This window comes from Stenotrophomonas sp. STK16_22 (assembly GCF_051984505.1).
In the GTDB taxonomy this organism is placed as follows: Bacteria; Pseudomonadota; Gammaproteobacteria; order Xanthomonadales; family Xanthomonadaceae; genus Stenotrophomonas; species Stenotrophomonas maltophilia_A.
Window position 1 is genome coordinate 3,960,874 of sequence record NZ_CP196972.1, and the last position, 25,366, is coordinate 3,986,239.

Sequence of the window (25,366 nt, forward strand, 5' to 3'; positions counted from 1 at the left end):
CCGATGGCGACACTGCGCTGGTACTTCGACCTCATCTCGCCCTACTCCTACCTGCACTGGCAGAAGCTGAAGCAGCTGCCGCAGTTCGCGCAGATCCAGACCGTGCCGATCGCCTTCGGTGCGGTGCTGCATCACCTTGGCAATCTCGGTCCGGCGGAGATTCCGGCCAAGCGGCGCTTCATCTACCGCCAACTGTTGTGGACCGCGCAGGCCGAGGGCACACCGCTGCGATTCCCGCCCGGCCATCCGTTCAACCCGCTGCCCGCCCTGCGCCTGTGCCTGGCCGCGGGTGCCAGCGTGCAGGCGGTGGACGTCCTGTTCGACTGGATCTGGCGCGACGGCAACGCGGCCGACAGCCCTGACGCCCTGCGCGAACCGGCCGCACAGCTGGGTATTGACGATGTCGCCAGCGCCATCGCCGACCCGGCGGTGAAGGAGCAGCTGCGCCGTAACACCGAGGCCGCAATTGGCGCCGGGGTGTTCGGTGTGCCGACCCTGGCTATCGATGAGGAGCTGTTCTGGGGCAACGACGCGCACCCGCTGATGGCTGCCGTTCTGGCCGATCCTGACCTGCTGCGGCAGCCCGAATGGCTGCGCCTGGCCACCCTGCCGGTGGCGGTGCAGCGCAGTCGCTGAACAGGGCGTGGCGCGTTTCCCTCGCGCGCCTGGCTGGGATTTGAGATAGATTTCACGTTTCCGAACCTACAACCGCCCTGGAGGGGGAGCCGCGGATGCGCATCGGAATCGTCGTCGACTCGGCCTGCGACCTGCCGCCGGACTTCATCGCCACCCACAACATCGTGCTGCTGCCGATCACCGTACGCATCGGCGAAGCGGTGCTGGCCGATCATCGCGATGAACAGGCCACCCTGAGCTTCCTGCACGCGCACGTGGCCGAACACGGCGCCGAGGCGGAAACCATCCCCTTCAGCGTCAACCAGATCCGCGACCTGTTCCTGCAGCAGCTGGTGATCGATTACGACCACGTGTTCTGCATGACCATCACCAAGACCCGCAGCCCGATCCACGACAACGCGCTGCAGGCCAGCTTCGCCATCCTCAACGACTACAAGCCGGTGCGCCAGGCGGCAGGCTACAACTCACCGTTCGCGCTGCGCGTGCTCGATACCCAGAACCTGTTCGCCGCGCAGGCGGTTACGGCGGTGGAAGCCGTGCGCCTGCGCGAGAGCAACGCCAGCGTGCAGCAGATCCGCGAGCGGCTGGAGGAACTGGCCGGCAACGTGCACGGCTACATGGTCACCCGTGACCTGTACTACATGCGTGCGCGCGCACGGCACAAGGGCGACCGCAGTGTCGGCCTGCTCAGTGCGGCGCTGGGCAGCGCGCTGGACATCAAGCCGGTGCTGCACGGCTACCGCGGCGAAACCGGGCCGGTGGCCAAGATCAAGGGATTCGACAATGCCGTGCAGAAGCTGTTCGCGGTGGTCGGCCAGCGCGTACGTGCCGGACTGATGACGCCGACGGTGTGCGTCAGCTACGGCGGAGAACTGGACGAGCTGCGTGCCCTGCCCGGCTACGCACAGCTGAAAGAGGTCTGCGCCACCCATGGCGTGACCGTGTACGAATCGGTGATGAGCCTGACCGGCATGGTCAACGTCGGCAAGGGCGCGGTCACCGTAGGCTTCGCCGATGGGCCGCATCGGTTCGAATGAGCGCTGGCCACGGCCGGAATCTGCACATCGATTCCACTGCGGTTGTGCCAGTCTTGCCGCACTTCAAGGAGAACTCCATGCCTGCGCAGTACCACATCAGCCTGCCCGACCCGTCCAAGGCCCGCGGCAATGACCCTGACCTGTCCTTCCACTCGCAGGGCGCCGCCGGTTTCGCCGAAGAGCTGCAGGATGCGCTGCGCAATGGCAGCCTGTTCGAGCGCTGGAAGGCCAAGCAGCCTGACCCGGACGCGGTGGAACCGCAGTGGGGCGTGACCGATCCGGATGCCACCGTGACCGGCGAGCAGAAGGACCTGCGCATCAACCTGGTGGCCACCACCCGCATCGACAGTGACGTGTTCAAGCAGCGCCTGCGCCTGCTGGCAGGCCACCATTGGGAACTGCGCGACGTGCGTTGAGGCACCCGCCCGCCGGGCATGGCCCGGCGCTACCGTGCCCGTGTCGTGATCGACCCGGTGCCGATGACCATGCTCTGGTAGACGCCAACCTTGGTTGGCGCTTGCACAAACGGCTGCCAACCAAGGTTGGCCACTACTGACGCGCCGCCGGACATGGCCCGGCGCTTCCGAGGGCTGCTCCGGTAGATGCCAACCTCGGTTGGCGCTTTCCAACCCGCCGCGCATGTGGCTGGCACACTGTGGGAATGAGAAACAGAGATGCCATCACCCGGCCGGGTACGCGCGGCGAGAAGAAGCTGCGCGATGCCCCACGCCGACTACGCGACCTGCAGCATTGGGCTGACTGCTTCAGTGGTGCGTTTCCCTCGCCAGAGGAGTTGGGCAGTCAAGCTCGCTACTGGAACTACAAGGTTCCGACCCGAGCCGGTCTGATCGAAGGCCCGGCCACCACCCTGAGAATCCAGCGTGCCTGCGCCCAATCGCTCATCAGCGCCTGCGCAAATCTGATCCAGTCGCGGCCCGCTTCACAAGCTACTGTGCGGGTAACCTGCTGCATCGCCCAGCCAGGGATGTTCTCCAGCGAGATTTGCCTTTACCTGGACGAAGCGTACTTCCAGGGCCACGTCGCCTCGACAGCGGATGGCCAGGTCACCGCCATCACCTCGCGCAGTCTTTCCGCCGAATGGCAGCTCGTCCTACCCCAAGGCGTTGAGGAGCGAGGTGTGCAGGTCAGCATTCCTCCCACCGACCACGATGACGGTCTGGAACAGGAATACTGGTTTTACGGCGAGGTAGCGGACCGGCGTTGATGCGTCCACCGGGTCCACAGCACGTGGCCCGGCGCACGACGGGCTCTGGTAGACGCCACCCTTGGTTGGCGCTCCAAAAAAACTGCCAACCAAGGTTGGCAACTACCGACGAACCGCCGGGCATGGCCCGGCGTTTCCCTATCGCTACCAGCCTCCGCCCAGCGCGCGGTACAGCTCTACACGCGCGATCGCGGCGGTGGCCTGGCTGTTGGCCAGCGCGGCCTGGTTGTCCAGTGCGATGCGCTGGGTGGTCAGCACGTCCAGCATGTCGACCACGCCGGCCTGGTACTGCCGGCGCGCCGCCCCCAGTGCCGTCTCGCTCTCATCCACTGCCACGTGCAGCTGCACCGTGCGCTGCTGCTCGGCACTGTAGCCATCCATGGCGTCATCCACTTCGTGCCATGCCTGCAGCACGGTACGGCGGAACTGCAGCGCCGACTGTTGCTGCTGCAGCCTGCTCAGCGCGAGGTTGGCCTTCAGCCGCCCGCCCTGGAAGATCGGTACGCTGATGGACGGCCCGATGCTGAAGCGGTGCGCGTTCCAGCCATCCAGATCATCCAGCTGCTTGGCCTGGAACCCAGCGTCGCCATTCAAGGTGATGCGCGGCAGGAAACTGGCCTTGGCCACGCCGATGCCGGCCGTTGCCGCATGCAGTGCCGCTTCGGCACGACGGATGTCCGGGCGACGCTCGGCCAGTTCGCTGGGCAACCCCACCGCTACGGCCGGCAACGCCGGCCAGTCACGGCGTGCATCCTGCAGCTGCGCGTCCAGCGCCTGCGGCGGCTGCGCCAGCAGGAACGCCAGCGCATTGCGCAGCTGCGATTCACGATGCCGCAGCGGCGCGATGCGGGCCTGCAGCGATGCCACCTGCGCGGACGCGCTGGACACCTGCAGCGTGCTGGCCACGCCCTGCTGCTGGCGTGCCTCGGTCAGGCGCTTCATGTCGTGGGCGATGCTGAGGTTGTCCTCGGTGATCGCCAGCAGCTGCCGCGTCGCACGCAGCTGCAGGTAATCACGCGCGGTTTCCGCCAGCAGCGCGATGCGCACCGCATGTGCATCCTCCTCGGCCATCTGCACGCGTGCGTCGGCCGCTTCCACCTGGCGGCGCACACGCCCCCACAGGTCCAGCTCCCAGCTCAACCCGATGCCGGCCTGGAACAGCCCGTAGTCATCACGGCCGCCGTTGCCGGACGGATCATTCAGGCCCACCTCGCTGTTGCGTGCACGCACGCCACTGGCGCTCGCGCTGACGCTGGGCAGGCGATCGGCGGCGGTGATGCCGCGTGCAGCACGGCTCTGCTGCACGCGGTTGGCCGCCAGCTGCAGGTCCAGGTTGGCCGCCAGCACCTGGTTGGCCAGCTGCCCCAGCAGCGGATCGTCGAAACCGGCCCACCAGGCCGCGTCCTGGTCGATGGCGTTGCCGGCGACGGCCTCACCCTGCCAGTGGCTGGGCAGTTCCGCCTGCGGGCGTACGAAGTCCGGCCCCATCGTGCAGGCAGCCAAGGCCGTGCACAGGCTGGCCGCAACGAAGGTGCGGAACACGGTGACTGCGCTCATGCGCCCTCCCCGCTCTTGTGGCCCGGACTGTGCTGCACGCTCTGCGCGCGCGCGCGGCTGCCCAGGTCAACGCTGGCTTCCACCGACATGCCGGCACGCAGCTGGTCCAGCAGCGGCTGGCCCGGCTCCAGCACGATCTTCACCGGAATGCGCTGCACCACCTTGGTGAAGTTGCCGGTGGCGTTCTCTGGTGCGACTGCAGCAAAGGTGACGCCGGTGGCTGGTGCAATGCTGTCGATGTGCCCGCGCAGCGGCTTGCCCGGGAATACGTCCACCTTCAGTTCGACCTGCTGGCCGGCCTGCATGCGGGTCATCTGCGTTTCCTGGAAGTTGGCGACCACGAAGGCGCGCTTCAGCGGCACCACCGCGGCCACCGGCGTACCCGGCGTCAGGTAGGCACCCACGCGCACCGCGCGGCGACCGACCATGCCATCGATCGGTGCGCGCAGCACGGTGTGCGACAGATCCAGTTCGGCGCGCGCCTGCGCCGCTTCCGCACGCTGCACCGCCGCCTGTGCAGCCTGCACGCCCGCGCTGAGGATGTCGGTGCGCTGGCGTGCGGTCGACAGCGCGGCCTGGCCCTGCTGCAGATGCGCACTGGCCACGGCCTGCTTCGACTGCGCCTGCTGCGCGTTCTGCACGGTACCGGCGCCGTCACGGGCCAGTTCGCGGTAACGCTGCTGGTCGGCACTGGCCAGGGTCAGCTCGGAACGGCTGACATCGACACTGGCCCTGGCCTGCGCGATCAACGAGTCCTGCTGGGCCAGTGCGGCCTGCGCATTGGCCAGCTGTGCACGGGCATTGGCGAGGTCGGCACGGGCCGCCTGCAGGGCGACCTGGTAGTCGCGGTCGTCGATGCGGGCCAGCACATCACCGGCCTTCACCGACTGGTTGTCCTCGACTTCCACAGCACTGACGAAGCCGGGAATCTTCGGCGCTACCAGGGTGTAGTCGGCCACCACGTACGCATTGTTGGTGGTCTGGTGGCCGCCATCGCGCAGCAGCAGCCACGCGCCGACGGCCAGGGCCAGCACGCCCAGGCCCAGGCCGGTGTTGAGGGTGGTTCGATTGATCGTCATGAGGGGGTTCCTGCGAAAGGTTCAGGCCACGGCACGTGGCGGATGGATGCGGGTGGGCATCCAGGCAATGAGGGGAATGAAGGCCAGCGCCACCAGCGCGACCACCCAGTACAGGTCGGCCGAGGTCAGCGCCTGCACCTGTGCATGCAGGCGCGCGCCCAGCTGCGGGCCCTCGGCCAGCCACGGCTGCTCGCCAAGGCGGTCGACCAGCACGGTGGAATGGAAATGACGGCGGCCCTGGGCGACGGCATCCAGCACGCCGCTGGCGAGCACGGCAGCAAAGCCCTTGACCGTGTTGAACCACGCCGAAGCGAACGGACCGTCCTGCGGTGCCAGCCCGCCAGTGGCCAGCATCAGCAGCGGCAACACCGCCATCGGCTGGGCGAATACCTGCAGCAGCTGTACCCACAGGAAGTTGTCGCGGATCCAGGCCACATCCAAGTGCGAGCCCAGCCAGCAGGCCAGCGCCAGCATCGCCAGGCCGGTGGCCTGCACCCAGCGGCAATCCACTGCGCGGATGTTCAACAACGCCGCCACCAACGGCAGTGCGATCACCTGTGGCAGCGCCACCCACAGCAGCATCGGTGCGGTCTGCAATGGCCGGTAGCCCTGCACGCTGGCCAGGAATCCGGAGGGAATCGAGATCACCGCCAGCAGCACGAACAGCACGCCGCCCAGCGTCACCAGCGAGTAGCTGAGGTTGCGGTTGGCCAGCAGCTGCAGCTTGAAGAACGGCAGCGGGTGGAACCATTCATTGATCATGAACAGCACCATCAGGCCGGCGCCGCCACCGATCATCAGGGTGATCATCGGCGAGTCGAACCAGTTCAGGCGCGGGCCCTGCACCAGGCCCAGCACCAGCAGCACCAGCGCCGGCAGGCCCAGCGCCAGGCCCACGCCATCGAACTGGGCAAAACGCTCCAGCCGCAGCGGGTCCTGCGGCAGGCCCCAGCTGACCATCGCCATGGCAGCCAGGCAGTACGGCACGATCTGCCAGAACGCCCAGTGCCAGCCCACCTGCTCGACCCAGAACGCGGCCAGCGGCGTGCCCATGCTCGGGCCGAAGGTAGCGGTCAACGCGTAGCCCGCCAGGCCATACAGCTTGATGCCGGGCGGCAGGAAGCGCAGTGCCACGCTCATCAGCAGCGGCGGCAGCGCACCACCACACAGCCCCTGCAGCGCGCGCAGCAGCAGGAACACCTGCAGGTTCGGCGCAAGCGGGCAGAGCACGCCCAGCACCATGAAGCCACCGATCATCGCCAGCGCGAAGCGGCGCAGCGAGAAGGTGGCGGCACACCACGGGGCGAAGGCCATCGCGCTGACCGACATCGCGCTGTAGAGGGCGACGATCCAGCTGCCGTCATCGACGCTGAAACCCATCGCACCACGGATGTCGGCCAGGGCGACCTTGGTGATGTTCTCGTTGAAGCCCGACACCAGCACCGCCAGCAGCACGCCACACAGGCCGACCAGAACGCGGCGGTCGAGCCCGGGGGCGGCGGCAGGACGGGGCGCAGCAGCGGCCAGGACAGCGGCGGCCGGCGTACTCATCGCCGGGCACCGATCCGTGCAGTGCACGGCATGTTGGGGGTCATTGGAATGCGCTCAGAGAAACTCCGGGGAGCGCAGTCTAGGGAGCTGGTACCCTGCGAAAAATGGCGCAACCCGCATCCCAGGCGTGCGTCACGCGCACGCATGAAAGTGTCAGCGCGGAGCCTCCCCTGCGCTAGCGCGGAGCCTCCCCTGCGCTTTCGCACATGGTCTTGATCGAGCGCCGCAGCCACTGGTGCGCAGCATCGTTGTCCAGCCGCGGGTGCCAGGCCTGGACGATGGCGGCGGTGCGCACCGGGATCGGCAGCGGGAACAGGCGCAGCGGCAGGCGCATGCTGACGATCCGCTCCAGCATCACGCTCGGCATCTGCGGCAGGATCAGGTCCGACTCGGCGGCAGCGAAGATCGCGCCGTGGAAGGTCGGGCTGATCAGCGCCACCCGCCGCTGCAGGCCCAGCGTGGCCAGGTCGTCATCGATCGGGCCACGCGGCAGCCCCCGCCGCGACACCGCGATGTGGTCGCAGGCAGCAAAACGCTCGGCGCTGATCTCCTCATCGAACAACGGATGATCTTCGCGCGCGGCGCCCATGAACGAGGTACTGAACAGGTTCTGCACCTTGGTATCGGGTGCATGCTTGCCGGCGGTGCTGATGTACAGGTCGATCCGGCCCTGCGCCATCGCGTCGTCGTCGGTATCGCCCTCGGGCACGAAGCGCAGCACCGCGCGCGGCGCCTGCTGGCGGAACAGTTCACGCAGGCGTCCGCCGAATCCACCGATGAAGACATCATTGGCGCGGACATTGAAGGTGCGCTCCAGGGTGCGCAGGTCGATCTCGCGACCGGCGTTGAACACACGGTGGGCCTGCTCGATCACATCGCGGACCTGCTCACGCAGCTGCAGCGCGCGGGGCGTGGGGGCCAGACCGCGGCCGGCACGCACCAGCACCGGGTCGCCCAGCGCGGTGCGGATCCGGCCCAGGGTACGGCTCATCGCCGGCGCGCTCAGGTTCATCCGCCGCGCGGCGGCGGCCACGCTGCATTCGTCAATCAGCACGTCCAGTGCCAGCAACAGGTTCAGGTCCGGCAGGGGCATGACAGTCTCCAGTAAATCAGATGACTCTACGACACTTGTAACCACAGTCGATTGCGTTTTACGCATTCATTGACTGCCGCGCACGGCATGGGTGCGCGCAGTGACATCGGCGACCATCCCCGGCCTGCCAAGGAGACATCCATGTTCAATACCCTGCTGGTCGCCCTGGACGGTGGCCCCCAGCACGCACGCGTGCTGGACCTGGCCGCAGCCATCGCCGGCCCCCACAGCCGCCTGCACCTGCTGTGCGTGCTCGACCCCGAATTCGCGCTGGCGGCCGATGCCAGCGAAGCCGACCGCATCGAGTACCCGGAAGCCGCCCGCCAGCGCTCGCGGGCCGAAGCGGTGCTGGCCGAAGCCCTGGCCGAGCTGCGCGAGCGCGGCGTCGACGCCATCGCGCAGATTCCCTCGGGTGACCCGGGCGAAGTGATCAGCGAGCAGGCCCGGCGCCTGAAGTGCGACCTGATCGTCATCGGCCACCGCCACCTGTCCCGCCTGGAACGCCTGTTCGAACCCTCGATCGGGCAATGGACCATCGACCACGCGCCCTGTCCCGTGCTGGTGGAAACCCGCGACCCACAACCCTAGCAACCATGGCCTCCCGTTCCCCGTTGTTTCCCACCCGCGTCAACTACCGCGCCTTCGGCCGCCAGTTCGGCCGCGGCGAACAGGCACTGCTGGCGGCGATACGCCAGCTGCACGATCCTGATCAACAGGCCGATGGACTCGCCCAGCTGAGCAGCCTCGGTATTGATCCCGAAGGCTGCGACGCGTTCGTCGGCCTGCTGCCGCTGCTGGCCACGCCCACCGCCCCGATCGACCTGCTGCCCGCTGGCTCACCGTTCATCGCGGCCAGCGAACTGGACCTGCTGGTCTGCCTGCTGCGCATCGCCCAGTGGCGGCATGCACGCCCGCGCGAAGATGACACGCTGGCACCGTTGCGCCAGCAGCTGGCGCGCTGTGCGATGGCCGTGCAGGCGGCAAACCTGCCGTTGCGCCAGCGCTCGTTGTCACCGGTCGGGCTGAGGCTGCTCGATCCGACCGGCTGGTTGCGGCAGCGATAAGCCGTCGCGCCCCCCGTGTGATCGCATGCAGAGAGCTGCTCAGCAGTCCATCGTTCCGTGCGTGCTGCCCTCGTCATCCAGCACGTGCGCATGCAGGATCACCTGGTTGCGGCCAGCCCGCTTGGCGGCATACAGGCCGGCATCGGCGTCTGCCAGCAACTGATCGGCACTGGCCAGAGCCGGCGGATGCAGGTAACCCACGCCGACGCTGATGCTGACCGGGCCTTCCGGCAATGGCAGCGCTTCGACCGCTTCGCGCAGCCGCTCGGCCAGCGCCAGCACGCCCGACAACGGGCTTCCGGGCACGATGACGGCGAACTCTTCACCGCCATAACGCGCAACGCTGTCACCACCGCGACCGGCTATGGCCTTCAGCACCCCGGCCACCGCCTGCAGGCAACGATCACCGGCCGGATGGCCGTGCTGGTCGTTGAAGGCCTTGAAGTGGTCGATATCCACCAGCAGCAGGCCCAGCTCGGTGCCGCTGCGCCGTGCGCGATTCCACTCGGACGTCAGCCGTGCGTCGAACTCGCGGCGGTTGGCCACGCCGGTCAGGCCATCCTGCCGCGCCAGTTGATCCAGTGCTGCCTGGCGTTCCAGAAGATCGGTCTGCAGCAGGACGCTGCGCAGGCCGAAGCCAAGGGTGGCTACGACGAAGCCGGCAACGGCCAACGGCCGCGCATGATCGACCACCAGCGTGCCGACCACCAGCAGCAGCAATGGCAGGATGATCGGACCGGCGGCCTGCACCGTCCTCGCCAGCCGCGGGTGTGCCGTGGTGCCTGTGTCCGGCCTCGTGTCCAGCGCCAGGCAGGCGATCAGCAGAAAAGGTACGTCGATCAGCAGATCGTTGAACGCACCGAATGCATCATCGGAGGTGTAGTGGTTGATGTAGTAGGCCACCAGCAGATAGGCCAGTGCGTACAGCGCCAGTGCGCGGAAGAACCTGCGCCGTTCGGGCACGTCGCCGGCCAGCCATCGCACCACGGCGAACGCGGCGATACACAGGTTCTGGATGTCGAACATGCGCTGCATGTTGGACATCGCATGGGCGTCGATGTCGACACGGGCGGCGAACGATGCGGTGTGCACGAAGAACAGCACACCCAGCAGCGCCGCCATCGCCGCGTCGATCAGGCTGATGCTCAGACGCTCGCGGCGTGCCCGCGCCAGGATGAACACCAGGGGCACGCCATACAGCACGTAAAGGAACAGGCTTGCGCGCGGGGTGAAATCAGCACGCCCGGCGCCCAAGGCGTCGATCATGTTGAACGCCATGCCGCCGGCCCACAGCAGCAGTGCCAATGCCGTGGCGCGCCACCCCAGTGCCGCGCGGTCGCGGCGGGCCCGCCACAGGCAGGCCGCCGCCGCCAGCAACGGGGCGCCCGTGAGGAACCCGAAGGAACCCGCACCGGCGGGACCCGGCCACAGGGCCACGACCAGGCCGTGGCACAGCACATACAGCAGCGCCAGCACTACCGGCATGCATCCCCCGATCCGCAAGGCCGTATGGGCGCACGATAGCCCCGCCCGCGCCACGGCCACGTGATCCAATACGGCAATACGACACTTCGCGTGCCCCGCCATGGGAGTGCCGGCCGCTGGCCGGCAATCCCGGGGAATCACAGGGCTGCAGGTTGCCGGCCAGCGGCCGGCACCTACCGGAAAGCCGTCAGCCGTGCAGGGCGCGGGCGTGGTGGGCGATGTGCTCGCCGATGAAACTGGCGATGAAGTAGTAGCTGTGGTCGTAGCCCGGCTGCAGGCGCAGGGTCAGCGGATGACCGGCGGCATCACAGGCCTGCTGCAGGCGCTGCGGTTGCAGCTGGGTCTGCAGGAATTCGTCCGCCTCGCCCTGGTCGACCAGCAACGGCAGGCGCTCAGTGGCCACGGCGACCAGTTCGCTGGCATCCCACTGCGCCCAGTCCGCCGGGTTGTCGCCCAGGTAGGCGTGGAAGGCCTTCTGCCCCCACGGCACGTGGCTGGGCGCAACGATCGGCGAGAACGCCGACACGCTGCGGTAGCGCCCCGGGTTGCGCAGCGCGATCACCAGCGCACCGTGACCGCCCATCGAGTGGCCGCTGATGCCGCGCGCATCGGTGACCGGGAAATTCGCCTCGATCAGTGCCGGCAGTTCCTGCGCCACGTAGTCGTGCATGCGGTAGTGCTTCGCCCACGGTGCACGGGTGGCATTGAGGTAGAACCCCGCCCCCTTGCCCAGGTCATAGCCCTCGGCATCGGCCACGTCATCGCCGCGTGGGCTGGTATCGGGCGCGACGATGATCACGCCATGCTCGGCCGCGTAGCGCTGCGCGCCCGCCTTGGTGATGACGTTCTGCTCGGTGCAGGTCAGCCCGCTCAGCCAGTACAGCACCGGCAGTTTCTGCGTTTCCGCCTGCGGCGGCAGGTACACGGCGAACTGCATGTCGCAGCCCAGCGTGGTGGAATGATGCCGGTAGACGTCCTGCCAGCCGCCGAAACAGGCGCGGTGTTCAATACGTTCCATGGTGCTCTCCTGCGCGGCGCGTCAGCGCACGCGTGCTTCTGGTAGATGCCGACCTTGGTCGGCTTATCCACGCGCGGCGTGGATGCCTTTGTTGATCCGTTCATCCAGCTGCGCCAGCAGGCGCAGCAACGATTCGACGCCAGGCTGGCCATCAAGATTGCGCCAGGCCGCCACGGCCACATCGCTGCGCGGCGGCCACTGCCCGGCCGCGCGCGCCTCATGAAGGCGCGGCAGGAATACCTGCGCAAGCCACTGCTCGAACGGCATGCCATCGTCGCGGCCGAAGGCCGAAGTCACCGCACGCGGTGGCCCCACCTCCCCCGCTACCCAGCCCAGCGCACGCAACGCCTGCTCGATCGGGACCACCAGGGCCGCGCGCGGGTCTTCCGCACGCGGCCGGCGCAGGGCATCCAGCCAGCCCATGACGCGGCTCAGTAGTGGACCACCGACCGGATCGACTTGCCTTCGTGCATCAGGTCGAAGGCTTCGTTGATCTTGTCCAGGTCCATGGTGTGGGTGACGAACGGTGCCAGTTCGATATCGCCCTTCATCGCGTCCTCCACCATGCCCGGCAGCTGGCTGCGGCCCTTCACGCCGCCGAAGGCGGTGCCCATCCACTTGCGCCCGGTCACCAGCTGGAACGGACGGGTGGAGATCTCCTGGCCCGAACCGGCCACGCCGATCACCACGCTCTGGCCCCAGCCACGGTGCGCGCATTCCAGCGCCGCGCGCATCACGTTGACGTTGCCGATGCACTCGAAGCTGTGGTCCACGCCCCAGGTGGTCATCTCCACGATGACCTGCTGGATCGGCTTGTCGTAGTCCTTCGGGTTGATGCAGTCAGTGGCGCCGAATTCGCGCGCCAGTTCGAACTTGGACGGGTTGGTGTCCACCGCGATGATGCGGCCGGCCTTGGCCTGGCGCGCACCCTGGATCACCGCCAGGCCGATGCCACCCAGGCCGAACACCGCCACGCTGTCGCCTTCCTGCACCTTGGCGGTGTTGTGCACCGCGCCGATGCCGGTGGTGACGCCACAACCGAGCAGGCAGACGTGCTCCGGGTTCGCGTCCGGATTGATCTTCGCCAGCGAGACTTCGGCCACCACGGTGTACTCGCTGAAGGTCGAGCAACCCATGTAGTGGTACAGCGGCTCGCCGTTGTAGCTGAAGCGGCTGGTGCCGTCGGGCATCACGCCCTTGCCCTGGGTGGCACGCACCGACACGCACAGGTTGGTCTTGCCGCTCTTGCAGAACAGGCACTCGCCACACTCGGCGGTGTACAGCGGAATCACGTGGTCGCCGGGCTTGACGCTGGTCACGCCCTCACCGACCTCCACCACGATGCCGGCGCCTTCATGGCCCAGCACCACCGGGAACAGGCCTTCCGGATCATCGCCGGACAGGGTGAAGGCATCGGTATGGCAGACACCGGTGTGGGTGATCTTGACCAGCACCTCGCCCTTCTTCGGCGGGGCGACGTCGATCTCGACGATCTGCAGCGGCTGGCCGGGACCAAAGGCGACGGCGGCACGGGACTTCATGGTGGACTCTCCAGACATAGGGAAAACGGGATGTATGGCGCGGTGATGCGCCATCGCTTACTTCAGGTACGAACGGATCAACGCGCTCATGTCGCGCACGCGTTCGGCGCGCTGTTCATCGGAGGCCGCAGGCTGGCCGAACTCCTCGCGCAGATGGGCCTCCATCACCTCGGACATCAGGCCGTTGACCGCGCCACGGATGGCGGCGATCTGCTGCAGCACCGGCCCGCAGTCGGCACCGGCTTCCAGCGCGCGATCCAGCGCATCGCACTGGCCGCGGATACGGCGCACGCGGGCCAGGACCTTCTTCTTCTCTTCGGGGGAGTGCGGCATGGCGGGGCCACCTTGGAACTATACTGGGGGATAGTATACCCACAGGGGCGAATGAAGCCATCTGGTGCTGCCGAGGCATGCCCCAGGGACAGACCAGCCCAGAATATGAATGAACAATAAATAGATTCATTTGTTATTTTTTCATGACGTAGGGTGTCGCATTCGCCCCTGCGTTTACCCCTGAGTCACATTGGCGTGACCAGGGAGAAATCATGTACCGACCGTTGTTCGCCCGCAGTCGCTTGTCTGTCGCGCTGGGTTCGGCATTGGTGCTGGTGGCCGCCGCACCGGCCATGGCGCAGCAGGCCGCCACGCAGGAACAGAAGGCCGAGCCCGCCAGCAGCAAGACCCCCGTGCAGCTGGACCGGATGACCGTCACCGGCTCGCGCATCTACCGCGCCGGTTTCGACACGCTCGAGCCCGCCGCGGTGGTCAGCCGTGAATCGATCGAGAACTATGGCGACACCAACCTCATCGATGCCCTGACCCGGATTCCCGGGGTCAGTGCCGGCGTCAGTTCGCGCGGCGACCAGGCCGGCTTCGGTGCAGGCGTCAACTTCGCCAGCAAGTTCGGGCTGGGCAGCAATCGCCTGCTGACCCTGGTCAATGGACGCCGCTTCGTCACCTCTACACCGCCCACCATCTTCGGAGCCGGCGGCGGCTCGGGCATCCAGGTCGACATGAACGCCATTCCCAGCGTCATGGTGCAACGCATTGAAAGCCTGAGCGTTGGCGGTGCACCCACCTATGGCTCGGATGCGATCTCCGGCGTCAACAACATCATCCTGCGCGACCGGTTCGAGGGTGCCGAAGTCGAGCTGGGCTACGGCAGGACCAGCAAGAACGACAACGAGCGCTACTCCTGGTCGGCCATCTTCGGTACCGACTTCGCTGATGGCCGTGGCCACATTGTGGTGGCGGCGGAACTGGACAACGCCGATGGGGTGAACGCGCTGCAACGCGATTTCTACCGCCAGGGCTACAGCCTGCAGGCCAATCCCACGGCGGCCAATGCCACTGCCCAGCCCCTGCGCCGGCCGACCAATGATGGCCGCATCGACGGCAGCATTCCGTTCAACACCGGGCCCCGCGATGGTATCCCCGACCAGGTCTGGATCCGCAACCGGCGCATTGCCAGCATGACCTTCGGTGGCCTGGTGATGCCGGCGACCGGCAGCTACACGCGCAACGGCCTGGGCGACATCCTTGGCTTCGGCCCGAACAAAGACAAACTGTGGCAGTTCAACAACGAGGGCAAGCTGGTCGAGTTCAATCCCGGCACCAGCTACGCGGGCGGCAACGCCTCCGGCGGTGACGGCCTGAACCTGTTCGAGACGGTGCCGCTGATCGCCGACCTCGAACGACGCTCGGTGTTCTCCACCGGCAGCTTCGACTTCACCGACAACGTGCGCGGCTTCTTCGAACTTTCGCGATACGAAGCGACCGCCCGCGAAACCCTCGACCAGAACGTCTACAACGCGGTGTCCTTCGGCAATGCGCGCCTGGACGGCGGCGGTACCGCCAGCGGTGCACTGACCTTCAGCGCCAGCAATCCGTTCCTCAGTGCGGAAACCCGCAAGATCCTCGCCGACAACGGCATCACCTCGTTCCGCCTGTCGCGATCTTCGCGCGACCTGTCGATGAACAACGCCAGCACCGAAACCCGCCTGACCCGTGCGGTGCTCGGCCTGAACGGCTTCTTCGAGGTCGGAAAACGCAGCTTCAACTGGGAAGCCAGCGTCACCCACGGCCGCGGTGACTTCGACTACCTCGGCACCGGCCTGATCCAGCAGAACTTCATCAATGCGATCAACGTCACCACCGACGCCAGCGGGCGCATCATCTGTGATGCCACCCGCCCGGGCACCACGGCCGATGCGAACTGCCGCCCGCTGAATCTGTTCGGCGAGAACCAGGCGTCGCGCGAAGCCCTGGACTATGTCTCCACCCGGACCGTGGCCAAGGCGCAGACCCGCCAGACCGTCATCAATGCGTCGGTATCCGGCGGCCTGTTCGATCTTCCCGGCGGCGAGCTGTCCGCGGCGGCCGGCTTCGAACACCGCCGCGAAGAAGGCTCCTTCACCCCCAGCGAGTACCAGCGCCTGGGCCAGGGCCGCTCAGTGCCGACCCAGGCGGCGGAAGGCAAGTACCACACCAATGAAGTGTTCGCCGAAGTGCTGGCACCGCTGTTCAATCCCGACTGGGATATTCCGGGCCTGCATCGCCTGGACCTGACCGCCAAGTTCCGCCGCGTCGACAACTCCGTCGCCGGCGCGTTCAATGCGTTCACCTACGGCATCCAATACGAACCGATCGCCGGCCTGCAGCTGCGCGGCAACAAGACCCAGTCACTGCGCGCGCCCTCCATCGCCGAGCTCTACACCACCCAGCAGCCGGCCTACTACAACATCCCGGAAGTGTGCTCGCTGGACAACATCAGCGGCGGCTCAAATCCGGCGGTGCGTCGCCGCAACTGCGAGGCGTTCTTCGCCGCCTACCCGGGTGCCGATCCGAACACCTTCCGCCAGCAGCCGACCAATACGCTGGGTTCGACCAACGGCAGCACCCGCCTGCAGAACGAAACGGCGAAGTCGTGGACGGCCGGCATCGTGTTCGCCCCAGAATGGATCCCGGGCCTGCGCGTCGCCGCCGACTGGTATGACATCAAGATCAACAACGTGATCACGTCGCTGAGCGCCAACGACATCATCACCGGTTGCTTCGACACTGCCGACTTCAACGCCGCCAACGTGCCCAACGCCAACCGCTTCTGCAGCCTGGTGACGCGTGATCCGAACACCGGCGTGGCTACCAGCATCAAGACCGAGTATGGCAACGGCCCGGTGCTGATGTTCCGTGGCTGGACCGCCGAAGTCGGCTACCGTTGGGACCTGTCGCGCTTCGGCGTACTGGACCTGGACTTCTACGGCTACATGCCGAAGAACCGTGGCCAGGCCGCGAACCGGGACGTGCCGTTCGTCGAACAGGCGGGCAGCTTCAACGAGCCCAAGCGCCAGTTCCGTTGGACGGCCCAGCATCGCATCGGCAACTGGAACTACGGCGTGGCCTCCAACTACACCAGCCGCGCCCAGTACACGATGACCGATACCCCGGAAAGCCGTCAGTACTTCTACCGCGACAGCTGGACCACCTGGGACGCCAACGTCACCTACCGCATCACCGACGCCGCGCGCGTGACGTTGTCGGTGATCAACGTGGGCGATGACATCGGGCCGTTCCCGTATGTACTGGATGCACTGGGCCGTCGCTACATGGCCAGCCTGCGCTACAACTTCAAGTAGGCCTGGCGCAGCGTTTCCACAGGCGGGGCCCGGTGTACGGGCCCCGCTCAATCAAACAGACCTTGTTCCGCCAACCGGGTCAGCTCATCCACCACGTAGCGCACCTTCGGCCGCAGGTGGCGCGTCGGTGGCCACAGCGCATGGATGTCGATGTGCCGCTGCATGTGTTCGTCCAGCACCGATTGCAGCACGCCGGAATCAAGATGGCGGCGCACCAGTGAAATGGGCATCTGGCAGATGCCGAGGCCGGCGATGGCCGCTTCGATCACCGCGTCGCCATCATTGAGTTGATAGGGCGCACTGGGAATGAACGTTCCCTCGTCCTCCTCGCTGCCGATCCGCCACCAGATCGGTTGCCCGTGGCGGAAGCCGACGATGCTGCGGTGCTGCGCCAGTTCCTGCACCGTGCGCGGCACGCCATGCGCCTGAAGGTACTCCGGCGATGCGCAGGTGACCAGGCGCTGGCGCCCCAACCGGCGCGCGACCAGGTGCTCGGCCTGGTGCAGCCCACCGAAACGGATCAGCAGGTCGATGCCCTCTTCGACCGGATCGACGAAGTGATCGGTGAAGGTCATCGTCAACTGCAGGTCCGGATACTGCCGGCACAACCGCAGCAGCACCGGCAGCACCACCAGCCGCCCGAACGAGGACGGCATGTCGATGCGCAGCCGCCCGCTGGGCAGGCCCGCCGACCCCAGACAGGCCTCGGCCGCGGAGATTTCTTCCAGCGCCGCCGCACAGGAGGCGTAGTACGCCTCGCCATCAGTGGTCAGTGCGATGCGCCGCGTAGTGCGATGGAACAGGCGCACCCCCAGCCGCGCTTCCAGACGGGCGATGGCCTTGCCCACCGCCGAGCGCGAGATGCCCAGCGCGTCTGCCGCCTCGGTGAAGCTGCCCGAGCGTGCGGTCGTGACGAACGTCACCAGGCCATTCAAGGATTCCAGCGGCAGCATCGTTCGCACTCCATTGGGGACAAATGGTCCCGCACCAAGGGAGATCGAAGCGCTTTATGCGCCTGCATGTCAACTCCATCCTGTGTGCATCGCGCCGCTGGCGCCTCTCCCCCGCACCGAGATGACCGACATGACCACCGCCCTCTTCCGCCCGTTCGACCTGACAGGCATCGCCCTGCGCAACCGCATCGCGATGGCGCCGATGACCCGTGCCCGCAACCCCGGCTCGGTCGCCAATGAGCTCACCGCGCAGTACTACCGGCAGCGTGCCAGCGCCGGCCTGATCATCAGCGAAGGCACGCCGGTCTCGCCGCAGGGCCAGGGCTACATCGACGTGCCGGGTATCTGGTCGGCCGATCAGGTGGCCGGGTGGAAGCTCGTCACCGAGGCGGTGCATGCCGCGCAGGGCACGATCTTCGCCCAGCTCTGGCACGTCGGCCGCATGTCGCATTCCTCGCTGCAGCCTGAGGGCGGACAACCGGTCAGCGCCGGTACCCGCCCGGTGGCCAGCGCACCGAAGAACACCTCGTTCGTCTATCTGGACGACGGCAGCCGCGGCCATGCCGATCCCACCCCGGCACGTGCGCTGGCCACCGAAGAGATCCCCGGCATCATTGCCGCCTTCGCACGCGGCGCCGACAACGCCATCGCTGCCGGCTTCGATGGCATCGAGTTGCATGCCGCCAACGGCTACCTGTTCGAGCAGTTCCTCAACCCGCTCATCAACGAGCGCGACGACCGCTACGGCGGCTCGCTGCCGAACCGCGCGCGATTGATCCTGGAGACGGTGGATGCGATGGCCCAGCGCATCGGCGCCCACCGCATCGGCGTGCGCCTGGCACCGAACAACCTCACCTTCGACATGCCGTTCTACCCCGACAACGAAGCCACCTATCTGTACCTGGCCGAGGAACTGGGCAAGCGCGGGCTGGCCTATGTGCACCTCAACGACAACCTGCAGGCGGGGCAGTCGGTGCTGGGCGAGGCGTTCCTGCAGCAGTTCAAGCAAGCCTACGGTGGCAACGTGATCCTGGCCGGTGGCATGACCCGCGAGCGCGCCCTGCAGCTGGTCGAGACCGGCACCATCGACCTGGCCGCATTCGGCCAGCCGTTCATCGCCAACCCGGATCTGGTCGAACGCCTGCAGCACAACGTCGCGCTGGCCACGCCCGACCGCAATACCTATTACGGTGGCGGCGAGGCCGGCTACCTCGATTACCCGCGCGCGCAGTAGAGCCACGCGATGCGTGGATGCGGGCGTACACTGCCCACCCGCATCCACCGGATCTGGCCATGGATACGCCCACCGCATCGTTCATCGTCAACCTCGATGTCCCCGATCTTGCCGCTGCCGAGGACTTCTACATCCGAGTCTTCGGCCTGCGCATCGGGCGCCGTCTAGGCCCGGGCGCCGTGGAGCTGCTCGGTGGGCCAACGCCGCTGTACCTGCTGCAGAACGAGGCCGGCAGCGCCGCCACCGAGGATGGCGACGTGCGCGACTACGAGCGCCATTGGACGCCGCTGCACCTGGACTGGGTGGTGGATGACATCGAAGCCGCACTGGTCCGTGCGGTTGCGGCCGGGGCGACGCTTGAGCAGTCCGTGCGCGAGCGCCGCTGGGGGCGCATCGCCGTGCTGGCCGATCCGTTCGGGCATGGCTTCTGCCTGATCCAGTTCAGCGGCGAAGGCTACAACGCGCTGGTCGAATGACCGGCGCGCCGTTCACCACGGCAACGGCACTGCTTCACCGTTGGCGCGCTCACCGTAGTACAGCGACGGCAGCAGGCGCGAGAGGAAACTGAACTCCGTGTAGCAGTGCTTGAGCAGGCCCAGGCCGACCGCATCGCCGGCATCGCAGTGCGGATCGGTGCTGTCCAGGCCGAGCACGAAGCGGCTGCGCAGCACACAGCCAAACGGCGTATCGCGCGCCACGTGCAGCATCTGCCCGTCGCAGGGATCACCGTTTGCATCCAGGCGTACGTGGTCGCCAAAGCCGATGCGCGCGGCGATCACTGCCGATACATCGCCTGCATCCTGTGCCGCCTGCAGGCGCTCTGGCACCAGCAACGTGCGCGGGTCATGGAACTTCAGGCGCGCCGCCACCGGCGGGATGTCGGCCAGCGATTCCACCGCGTGGATGCTGGCACCGTGGTAGCTGCGTCCGCGCTGCCAGGCCGCGTCCCAGCCGCGATGCTCGACATGATCGACCGGATGCCACCAGCGGATGTGCTGTGTGGTCTCAAAGAACGTAAACCACCAGTCCAGCATGCGGCCCTTGCAACCGTGCAGATCGGTACGCACCGCCACCAGCAGGGTGCCATCTTCGCGGCGCTGGATGCCGGTTTCCAAGCGCATCGGTGCGGGGTCGAGCAGATCGTGGTGGTCCAGCCAGGCGCGGGCGTTCACAGCGGCATCCATCGGGGTCTCCTGCATGTCGGAAGATCTGACAATACGGAAACGATCTTCGTTTCTCAATTATCCGAATGCGGTAAGATGGGCGCAATGAACAGCACCACCCTGCCCGAGCCACCCTCACCAATCCGCCGCCGCGGCCGCCCTGCGCGGCCGGAAGCCGAAGTCCGCCACGCCGTGCTGCAGGCCACGCTGGAGCTGCTGCTGGCACAGGGTTACGAGGCCACCACCATCGAAGCGGTGGCGGCGCACGCCGGGGTAGCGAAGAAGACCGTGTACCGCCACGCCAGCAACCGCGAAGAACTGGTCGGGTTGGCCGTGCGCGAGTGGACCGACGGCTTCGCGCCGCAGTTGCAGCGCGATGCGCACGACGCCGACGAGGTGATGCCGTTGCTGCAGGCCATCCTGCACGCGGTGTGCGCGCAGGCACTGTCGGCGCAGGCAGTGCAGGTGTTCCGGCTGCTGGCCACCGACTTTCCTGGCAAGGACGCGCTGCTGCAGGCCTATCTGGACAATGGCATCGAACGCGGCCGTGCGCTGCTGGCCGACTGGCTGGCGCGTCAGCAGCAGCGCGGGCTGCTGCGCGAGGGAGATCCCGCGTGCATGGCGCGGCTGATCCTGGCGATGGCCGTGGCCGAGCCGCTGCGCGAACGCGTGATCGGTGTGGTGGCCGAGGATGCGCCGGTAGAGGTGCATCTGCGTGAGTGCCTGGAATTGTTGGCACCCGTACTGCAGGTGCCGTAGCCGGCCGCATCCACGCATGGCGAGGTTCTACAGGCAGCGCTTCGGATCAGGTCACGCCTGCACGTAGGGCATTTCGCTGTCGATACCATCGAACGCGATCAGCTGCAGCAGCGGCTGCACGTCCTCGTCACTGATCTCACCCGCAGTGATGTCCTCCACGCGTGCATACAACGCCTGCAGCGCCGCTACCTGGTCCCCTCGCAGCCAGCCACGATGGGTACCGAGCCAAGCCTGCAGATTGGTTCCGATATCGCCCTCCGAAAGCAGCGAATCCTCTTCCTCCAGCTCCACCACCGCTTCGGCCATCTTGCGGAACAGGAAGTCCTGGAAGTTCGCGGCCAGCAGATCGGCGCGATCATCGTCATGCCAGACCAGCAGCACCGGCGACTCGCTGGAACCCGGTGCATTGGTCCAGAAACAGTAATGATCACCCGCGCCGGTGCGCGCGAACGGCAGCAGTTTCAGGTCATCGCGCAGCGGGTTGTAATGATCTTCGGCAGTCAGATCTTCCCACGCTGCGCGCAGTTCGCTCGGCTCGATCGGTTCATAGTCGTTGGCATACAGTAGTACCGGCGGCTGCGGCTGCACCTGCGGGAACACCGTGCGGTACCAGTTCGGGCCCTGCTCGCCCCAGCTGAAACGGTTGCCTTCCACCAGCTGGCGGAACAACGGCGGGAAGGTCTGGCCGGAAGCCTGTTCGAGATCGGCGAGCATGCTCAATGACGTCCTTTTGTTGAGAAGACTCACTCTAGCGGGTGAACGCCATCCACGCATGGCGTGGATCTACCCGGAAAGCTCTCGTTGGAGCCGGTCATTGGACGGCACTGCGCCATCCACCGCGATTCACTCGCGCAGCATATCCACGAACGCACGCAGCGCACCGGGCATCTGCCGCTGCTTCGGGTAGTACAGCGCGAAGCCGGCGAACGGTTCGCTCCAGTCTTCCAGCACCGCCACCATCTGCCCTGATTCGATGTAGGGCCGCGCGGTGTCTTCCAGCACGTAGGCCAGGCCGATGCCATCGAGTACCGCGCCGACCACGGTGCCCTGCTCGCCCAGCGTCAGCCGTCCGGGCACGTCGATCTCCAGCGCCTGCCCACCGCGCTCGAACTGCCACTTGTACAGATGCCCGCTGGCGAAGCGGAAGCGGATGCATTCGTGTGCAGCGAGATCGCGCGGATGCTGTGGCGCGGGATGCCGCCGCAGGTAGTCCGGCGATCCGACAATCAGCCCGCGCAGTGGTGGCCCCATCGGCACTGCCACCATGTCCTCGGGTACGAACTCGTGCAGGCGCACGCCGGCGTCGTAGCCCTCGGCGACGATGTCGACCAGGCCGTCGTTCTCGGTCAGCTCCACCCGCACGTCGGGATGGGCGTGCAGGAAGCGCGCCAGCCGTGGTCCCAGCTGTGTCGCCACCGCAGCACGGGTGGCGTTGATGCGCAGCAGGCCAGCCGGGACAGCACGGAACTGGTTCATCTCCTCCAACGCATCGTGCACCTGCCCCAAGGCCGGCTGCAGGCGCTCCAGCAGGCGCTGCCCGGCCTCGGTCAGGGCCACGCTGCGGGTGGTGCGATGAAACAGGCCCACCCCCAACCGTTCTTCCAGCGCGCGGATCGCATAGCTCACCGCCGAGGTCGACAGCGCCAGCTCGGCGCCGGCACGGCGGAAGCTGCGGTGGCGGGCGACTGCGGCGAACGCGGCCAGGTGGGAGAGATTGTCAGTGGCCATGATTGTGCAGTTTCACTTGATGAATCATGCCGATATCCGGGCTTTCTGCCGCTGGGTACGGAGCGTATTGTAAAGCGCCTTTCGACAAACCCTGCCAAGGATTCCCCATGTCCCTCGCCCGTGGTTACGCCGCCCATTCACATACCGACCCGCTGATCCCCTACGAGTTCGAACGCCGCGCGGTCGGCCCGGACGATGTGCGCATCGAGATCCTCTACAGCGGCATCTGCCATTCGGACCTGCACCAGGCCCGCGACGACTGGGGTGGCTCGATCTACCCGATGGTGCCGGGCCACGAGATCATTGGCCGCGTCACCGAGGTCGGCAGCAACGTCACCCGCTTCAAGGTGGGCGACCACGCCGGCGTGGGCTGCATGGTCGACTCATGCCGCCACTGCGACGCCTGCGAGCACGACCTGGAGCAGTACTGCGCCGAAGGCGCGACCTGGACCTACAACGGCCGTGAACGCGAAAGCGGCGCGCCGACCTACGGCGGCTATTCCGACCACGTAGTGGTCGAACAGCGCTTCGTGGTGAAGGTGTCCGAAACGCTGGACCTGAAGGCCGCCGCCCCGCTGCTGTGCGCCGGCATCACCACCTGGTCGCCGCTGCGCCACTGGAAGGTCGGCCCGGGCCAGAAGGTCGGCGTGATCGGCCTCGGTGGCCTCGGCCACATGGGCGTGAAGTTCGCCAAGGCCCTCGGCGCGCACGTGGTGATGATCACCACCACGCCGGAAAAGGGTGCCGATGCCAAGCGCCTGGGCGCCGATGAAGTGCTGGTCTCGCGCGATGCCGCGCAGATGAAGGCGCACGCCGGCAGCTTCGACTTCCTGCTGAACACCATTCCGGTTGGCCATGACACCAACCCGTACATGGTCCTGCTCAAGCGCGAGGCCACCATGTGCCTGGTCGGCGTGCTGACCGAACTGGATCCGCCGCTGACCGGCGGCAGCGTGATCTTCGGCCGCAAGCACCTGACCGGCTCGGCGATCGGCGGCATGGCCGAAACCCAGGAAATGATGGATTTCTGCGCCGAGCACGGCATCGTCAGCGATGTCGAGATGATCGACATCAAGAACGTCAACGAAGCCTGGGAGCGCATGGCGAAGAACGATGTGCGCTACCGCTTCGTGATCGACATGGCGACGATGAAGAACGCCGCCTGATCGATCGGCGACTGTGAACGAAGAACCCCGGCACTGCCGGGGTTTCTTGTTTGCGTTGCACGGCCCGTCGGCCGGGCATGGCCCGGCGCTACCGGAAAGATGACGGGTAGCGCCGGGCCATGCCCGGCGAGCGAAGCGGTTGCCTCCCTCCTTGGGCATGACGAAGATCAAGGACCCGGCCACCAGCCGGGCGCAGACTCGCTGCATGGCCCGCCTGCCCTCCCCTGCGATGCTGATGCGCGCGCCGCACCGGCTGCTGTTCTTCATCGGCGCCAGCAACCTGCTGCTGGCAATGCTGTGGTGGGCGTTGTGGCTGGGCGCATTGCGCGGGTTGTGGACGCCGCAGCCACCGCCGCTGCCTCCGGCCTGGCTGCACGCGCTGCTGATGCAGTACCTGGTACTGCCCAGTTTCATCTTCGGCTTCCTGCTCACCGTGTTCCCGCGCTGGATGGCACAGCCGGAGCTGCCACGCAGCCGTTATGCGCCGGTCGGCATCGGCCTGTTTGGTGGGCAGGCGTTGCTGATTGCCACCGCCTGCGGGTGGACACCCGGGCTGTGGCCCGGCCTGCTGCTGGCACTGGCCGGCTGGAGCGCCGGACTGATCGTGCTGGGACGCGTGCTCAAGGCCGCCGGTCCCAACCGCAACTGGCATGCGCGCGCCTGCTATGCCGCACTGCTGCTGGGCTGGCTGGGGCTGCTGCTGTTCATGGCGGTGGGGCGCGGCCACGCCACGCTGATGCCAGTCACGGTGGCACTCGGCACCTTCGGCCTGCTGCTGCCGGTCTACCTCACCGTCGCGCACCGGATGATCCCGTTCTTCGCCAACAACGTGGTGGATGGCTATGTGGCGTGGCGCCCGCTGCGCTGGTTGGCTGCGATGTGGGCGCTGCTGATGCTGCGCCTGCTGTTGAGCGCGTTGCAGGTCGACCACCTGCTGTGGCTGGCCGATGCGCCGCTGCTGATGTTGTCGCTGCAGGCGCTATGGCACTGGTGGCCACGCGGGCCGATGCCGGGCCTGCTCGCGGCCCTGTTCCTGGCACTGGCGTGGCTGCCGATCAGCTTCGCGTTGTATCTGCTGCAGGACATCGGCCAGATGCTGGGCCATCCGCAACTGCTCGGCCGCGCGCCGCTGCATGCCCTCGCCGTGGGCCTGTTCGGCAGCCTGCTGGTGGCGATGGTGACCCGTGTCACCCAGGGCCATTCCGGCCGACCGCTGGTGATGCCGGCAGTGGCCTGGTTTGCGTTCGTCGCGCTGCAGGCGGTGGCGATCATGCGCATCGCTGCCGAACTGATGCCCGACGCCTATGCGTGGCATTTCGCCGCAGCCATCGGCTGGTTGCTGGCCTTGGCACCGTGGGTGGCGCGGGTGGGCTGGATCTACCTGTGCCCACGGCGCGACGGCAAGCCGGGCTGACATCGACGCCGGGCATGGCCCGGCGCTA

At 67.0% G+C, this 25,366-nt stretch carries 25 protein-coding genes; 12 read left to right on the forward strand and 13 right to left on the reverse strand.

The window, feature by feature from the left end; genetic code table 11:
* The first annotated feature begins 3 nt into the window (after positions 1-3).
* The 4 genes from ACSYAO_RS18310 to ACSYAO_RS18325 all read left to right on the forward strand — a co-directional run bounded on the left by ACSYAO_RS18310 (position 4) and on the right by ACSYAO_RS18325 (position 2,898).
* Complete coding sequence (locus ACSYAO_RS18310; protein ID WP_049400251.1) at positions 4-636, forward strand: 2-hydroxychromene-2-carboxylate isomerase; 633 nt, start codon at positions 4-6, stop codon at positions 634-636.
* Between the two features lie 95 nt (positions 637-731).
* Positions 732-1,673, forward strand: coding sequence for a DegV family protein (locus tag ACSYAO_RS18315; protein ID WP_149908654.1), 942 nt, complete (start codon positions 732-734; stop codon positions 1,671-1,673).
* A gap of 77 nt (positions 1,674-1,750) precedes the next feature.
* Positions 1,751-2,089: a hypothetical protein gene (locus tag ACSYAO_RS18320; RefSeq protein WP_032129876.1), complete on the forward strand. Its 339-nt coding sequence runs from the start codon at positions 1,751-1,753 to the stop codon at positions 2,087-2,089.
* A 245-nt stretch (positions 2,090-2,334) separates the two neighbouring features.
* Positions 2,335-2,898, forward strand: coding sequence for a DUF3916 domain-containing protein (locus tag ACSYAO_RS18325; RefSeq protein ID WP_014038449.1), 564 nt, complete (start codon positions 2,335-2,337; stop codon positions 2,896-2,898).
* Between the two features lie 144 nt (positions 2,899-3,042).
* On the opposite strand, the gene ACSYAO_RS18330 is transcribed toward ACSYAO_RS18325, so the two are convergent.
* The 4 genes from ACSYAO_RS18330 to ACSYAO_RS18345 form a co-directional block, all read right to left on the reverse strand.
* A complete protein-coding gene (locus ACSYAO_RS18330; protein WP_049462471.1) occupies positions 3,043-4,455 on the reverse strand; it encodes an efflux transporter outer membrane subunit in 1,413 nt (470 codons plus the stop codon).
* Entirely contained in the window at positions 4,452-5,534 is a 1,083-nt protein-coding gene (locus tag ACSYAO_RS18335; protein WP_012481236.1) for an HlyD family secretion protein, read from the reverse strand. The genes ACSYAO_RS18330 and ACSYAO_RS18335 overlap by 4 nt, the downstream gene beginning before the upstream one ends.
* A 21-nt stretch (positions 5,535-5,555) precedes the next feature.
* Complete coding sequence (locus ACSYAO_RS18340) at positions 5,556-7,085, reverse strand: MFS transporter (protein ID WP_049462474.1); 1,530 nt, start codon at positions 7,083-7,085, stop codon at positions 5,556-5,558.
* Positions 7,086-7,260: 175 nt separating this feature from the next.
* Positions 7,261-8,178, reverse strand: coding sequence for a LysR family transcriptional regulator (locus ACSYAO_RS18345; RefSeq protein WP_032129879.1), 918 nt, complete (start codon positions 8,176-8,178; stop codon positions 7,261-7,263).
* 141 nt (positions 8,179-8,319) lie between these two features.
* Between ACSYAO_RS18345 and ACSYAO_RS18350 the strand changes: the two genes are divergently transcribed.
* Positions 8,320-8,766 carry a universal stress protein gene (locus ACSYAO_RS18350; protein ID WP_032129880.1) on the forward strand — a complete coding sequence of 149 codons (447 nt, stop codon included), beginning with the start codon at positions 8,320-8,322 and terminating at the stop codon, positions 8,764-8,766.
* Between the two features lie 5 nt (positions 8,767-8,771).
* Entirely contained in the window at positions 8,772-9,242 is a 471-nt protein-coding gene (locus ACSYAO_RS18355) for a hypothetical protein (protein WP_049400257.1), read from the forward strand.
* 39 nt (positions 9,243-9,281) lie between these two features.
* Here ACSYAO_RS18355 and ACSYAO_RS18360 read toward each other — a convergent pair whose 3' ends face one another.
* The 5 genes from ACSYAO_RS18360 to frmR form a co-directional block, all read right to left on the reverse strand.
* Positions 9,282-10,727, reverse strand: coding sequence for a GGDEF domain-containing protein (locus tag ACSYAO_RS18360; RefSeq protein ID WP_149908655.1), 1,446 nt, complete (start codon positions 10,725-10,727; stop codon positions 9,282-9,284).
* A 187-nt stretch (positions 10,728-10,914) separates the two neighbouring features.
* On the reverse strand, positions 10,915-11,745 hold the full coding sequence (gene fghA / locus ACSYAO_RS18365) for an S-formylglutathione hydrolase (protein WP_006384580.1): 831 nt from the start codon (positions 11,743-11,745) through the stop codon (positions 10,915-10,917).
* 63 nt (positions 11,746-11,808) lie between these two features.
* Positions 11,809-12,168 carry a YqcC family protein gene (locus tag ACSYAO_RS18370; RefSeq protein ID WP_149908656.1) on the reverse strand — a complete coding sequence of 120 codons (360 nt, stop codon included), beginning with the start codon at positions 12,166-12,168 and terminating at the stop codon, positions 11,809-11,811.
* An 8-nt stretch (positions 12,169-12,176) separates the two neighbouring features.
* Positions 12,177-13,286 carry an S-(hydroxymethyl)glutathione dehydrogenase/class III alcohol dehydrogenase gene (locus ACSYAO_RS18375; protein WP_012512082.1) on the reverse strand — a complete coding sequence of 370 codons (1,110 nt, stop codon included), beginning with the start codon at positions 13,284-13,286 and terminating at the stop codon, positions 12,177-12,179.
* A 57-nt stretch (positions 13,287-13,343) separates the two neighbouring features.
* Positions 13,344-13,619, reverse strand: coding sequence for a formaldehyde-responsive transcriptional repressor FrmR (gene frmR, locus ACSYAO_RS18380; protein ID WP_005411009.1), 276 nt, complete (start codon positions 13,617-13,619; stop codon positions 13,344-13,346).
* Positions 13,620-13,831: 212 nt separating this feature from the next.
* On the opposite strand from frmR, the gene ACSYAO_RS18385 reads away from it, so the two are divergent.
* A complete protein-coding gene (locus ACSYAO_RS18385) occupies positions 13,832-16,921 on the forward strand; it encodes a TonB-dependent receptor domain-containing protein (RefSeq protein ID WP_121504397.1) in 3,090 nt (1,029 codons plus the stop codon).
* Between the two features lie 47 nt (positions 16,922-16,968).
* Here the strand turns inward: ACSYAO_RS18385 and ACSYAO_RS18390 are convergent, their stop codons facing one another.
* Complete coding sequence (locus ACSYAO_RS18390; RefSeq protein ID WP_134951584.1) at positions 16,969-17,874, reverse strand: LysR family transcriptional regulator; 906 nt, start codon at positions 17,872-17,874, stop codon at positions 16,969-16,971.
* A 130-nt stretch (positions 17,875-18,004) separates the two neighbouring features.
* Between ACSYAO_RS18390 and ACSYAO_RS18395 the strand changes: the two genes are divergently transcribed.
* Both ACSYAO_RS18395 and ACSYAO_RS18400 read left to right on the forward strand, forming a co-directional pair.
* Positions 18,005-19,108, forward strand: a complete 1,104-nt coding sequence (locus ACSYAO_RS18395; RefSeq protein ID WP_134951585.1) for an alkene reductase — start codon at positions 18,005-18,007, stop codon at positions 19,106-19,108.
* A 59-nt stretch (positions 19,109-19,167) separates the two neighbouring features.
* Positions 19,168-19,584, forward strand: a complete 417-nt coding sequence (locus ACSYAO_RS18400; RefSeq protein ID WP_121504394.1) for a VOC family protein — start codon at positions 19,168-19,170, stop codon at positions 19,582-19,584.
* A gap of 12 nt (positions 19,585-19,596) precedes the next feature.
* Here the strand turns inward: ACSYAO_RS18400 and ACSYAO_RS18405 are convergent, their stop codons facing one another.
* Positions 19,597-20,292, reverse strand: a complete 696-nt coding sequence (locus ACSYAO_RS18405; RefSeq protein ID WP_149908657.1) for a DAPG hydrolase family protein — start codon at positions 20,290-20,292, stop codon at positions 19,597-19,599.
* 75 nt (positions 20,293-20,367) lie between these two features.
* Between ACSYAO_RS18405 and ACSYAO_RS18410 the strand changes: the two genes are divergently transcribed.
* Positions 20,368-21,030, forward strand: a complete 663-nt coding sequence (locus ACSYAO_RS18410) for a TetR/AcrR family transcriptional regulator (RefSeq protein ID WP_149908658.1) — start codon at positions 20,368-20,370, stop codon at positions 21,028-21,030.
* 51 nt (positions 21,031-21,081) lie between these two features.
* On the opposite strand, the gene ACSYAO_RS18415 is transcribed toward ACSYAO_RS18410, so the two are convergent.
* On the reverse strand, positions 21,082-21,744 hold the full coding sequence (locus ACSYAO_RS18415) for an SMI1/KNR4 family protein (RefSeq protein WP_262220553.1): 663 nt from the start codon (positions 21,742-21,744) through the stop codon (positions 21,082-21,084).
* 129 nt (positions 21,745-21,873) lie between these two features.
* Positions 21,874-22,758: a LysR family transcriptional regulator gene (locus ACSYAO_RS18420; RefSeq protein ID WP_149908660.1), complete on the reverse strand. Its 885-nt coding sequence runs from the start codon at positions 22,756-22,758 to the stop codon at positions 21,874-21,876.
* A gap of 107 nt (positions 22,759-22,865) precedes the next feature.
* On the opposite strand from ACSYAO_RS18420, the gene ACSYAO_RS18425 reads away from it, so the two are divergent.
* Both ACSYAO_RS18425 and ACSYAO_RS18430 read left to right on the forward strand, forming a co-directional pair.
* A complete protein-coding gene (locus tag ACSYAO_RS18425) occupies positions 22,866-23,924 on the forward strand; it encodes an NAD(P)-dependent alcohol dehydrogenase (RefSeq protein WP_071229530.1) in 1,059 nt (352 codons plus the stop codon).
* A gap of 157 nt (positions 23,925-24,081) precedes the next feature.
* Entirely contained in the window at positions 24,082-25,338 is a 1,257-nt protein-coding gene (locus ACSYAO_RS18430; protein ID WP_149908661.1) for an NnrS family protein, read from the forward strand.
* Positions 25,339-25,366: the final 28 nt, after the last annotated feature.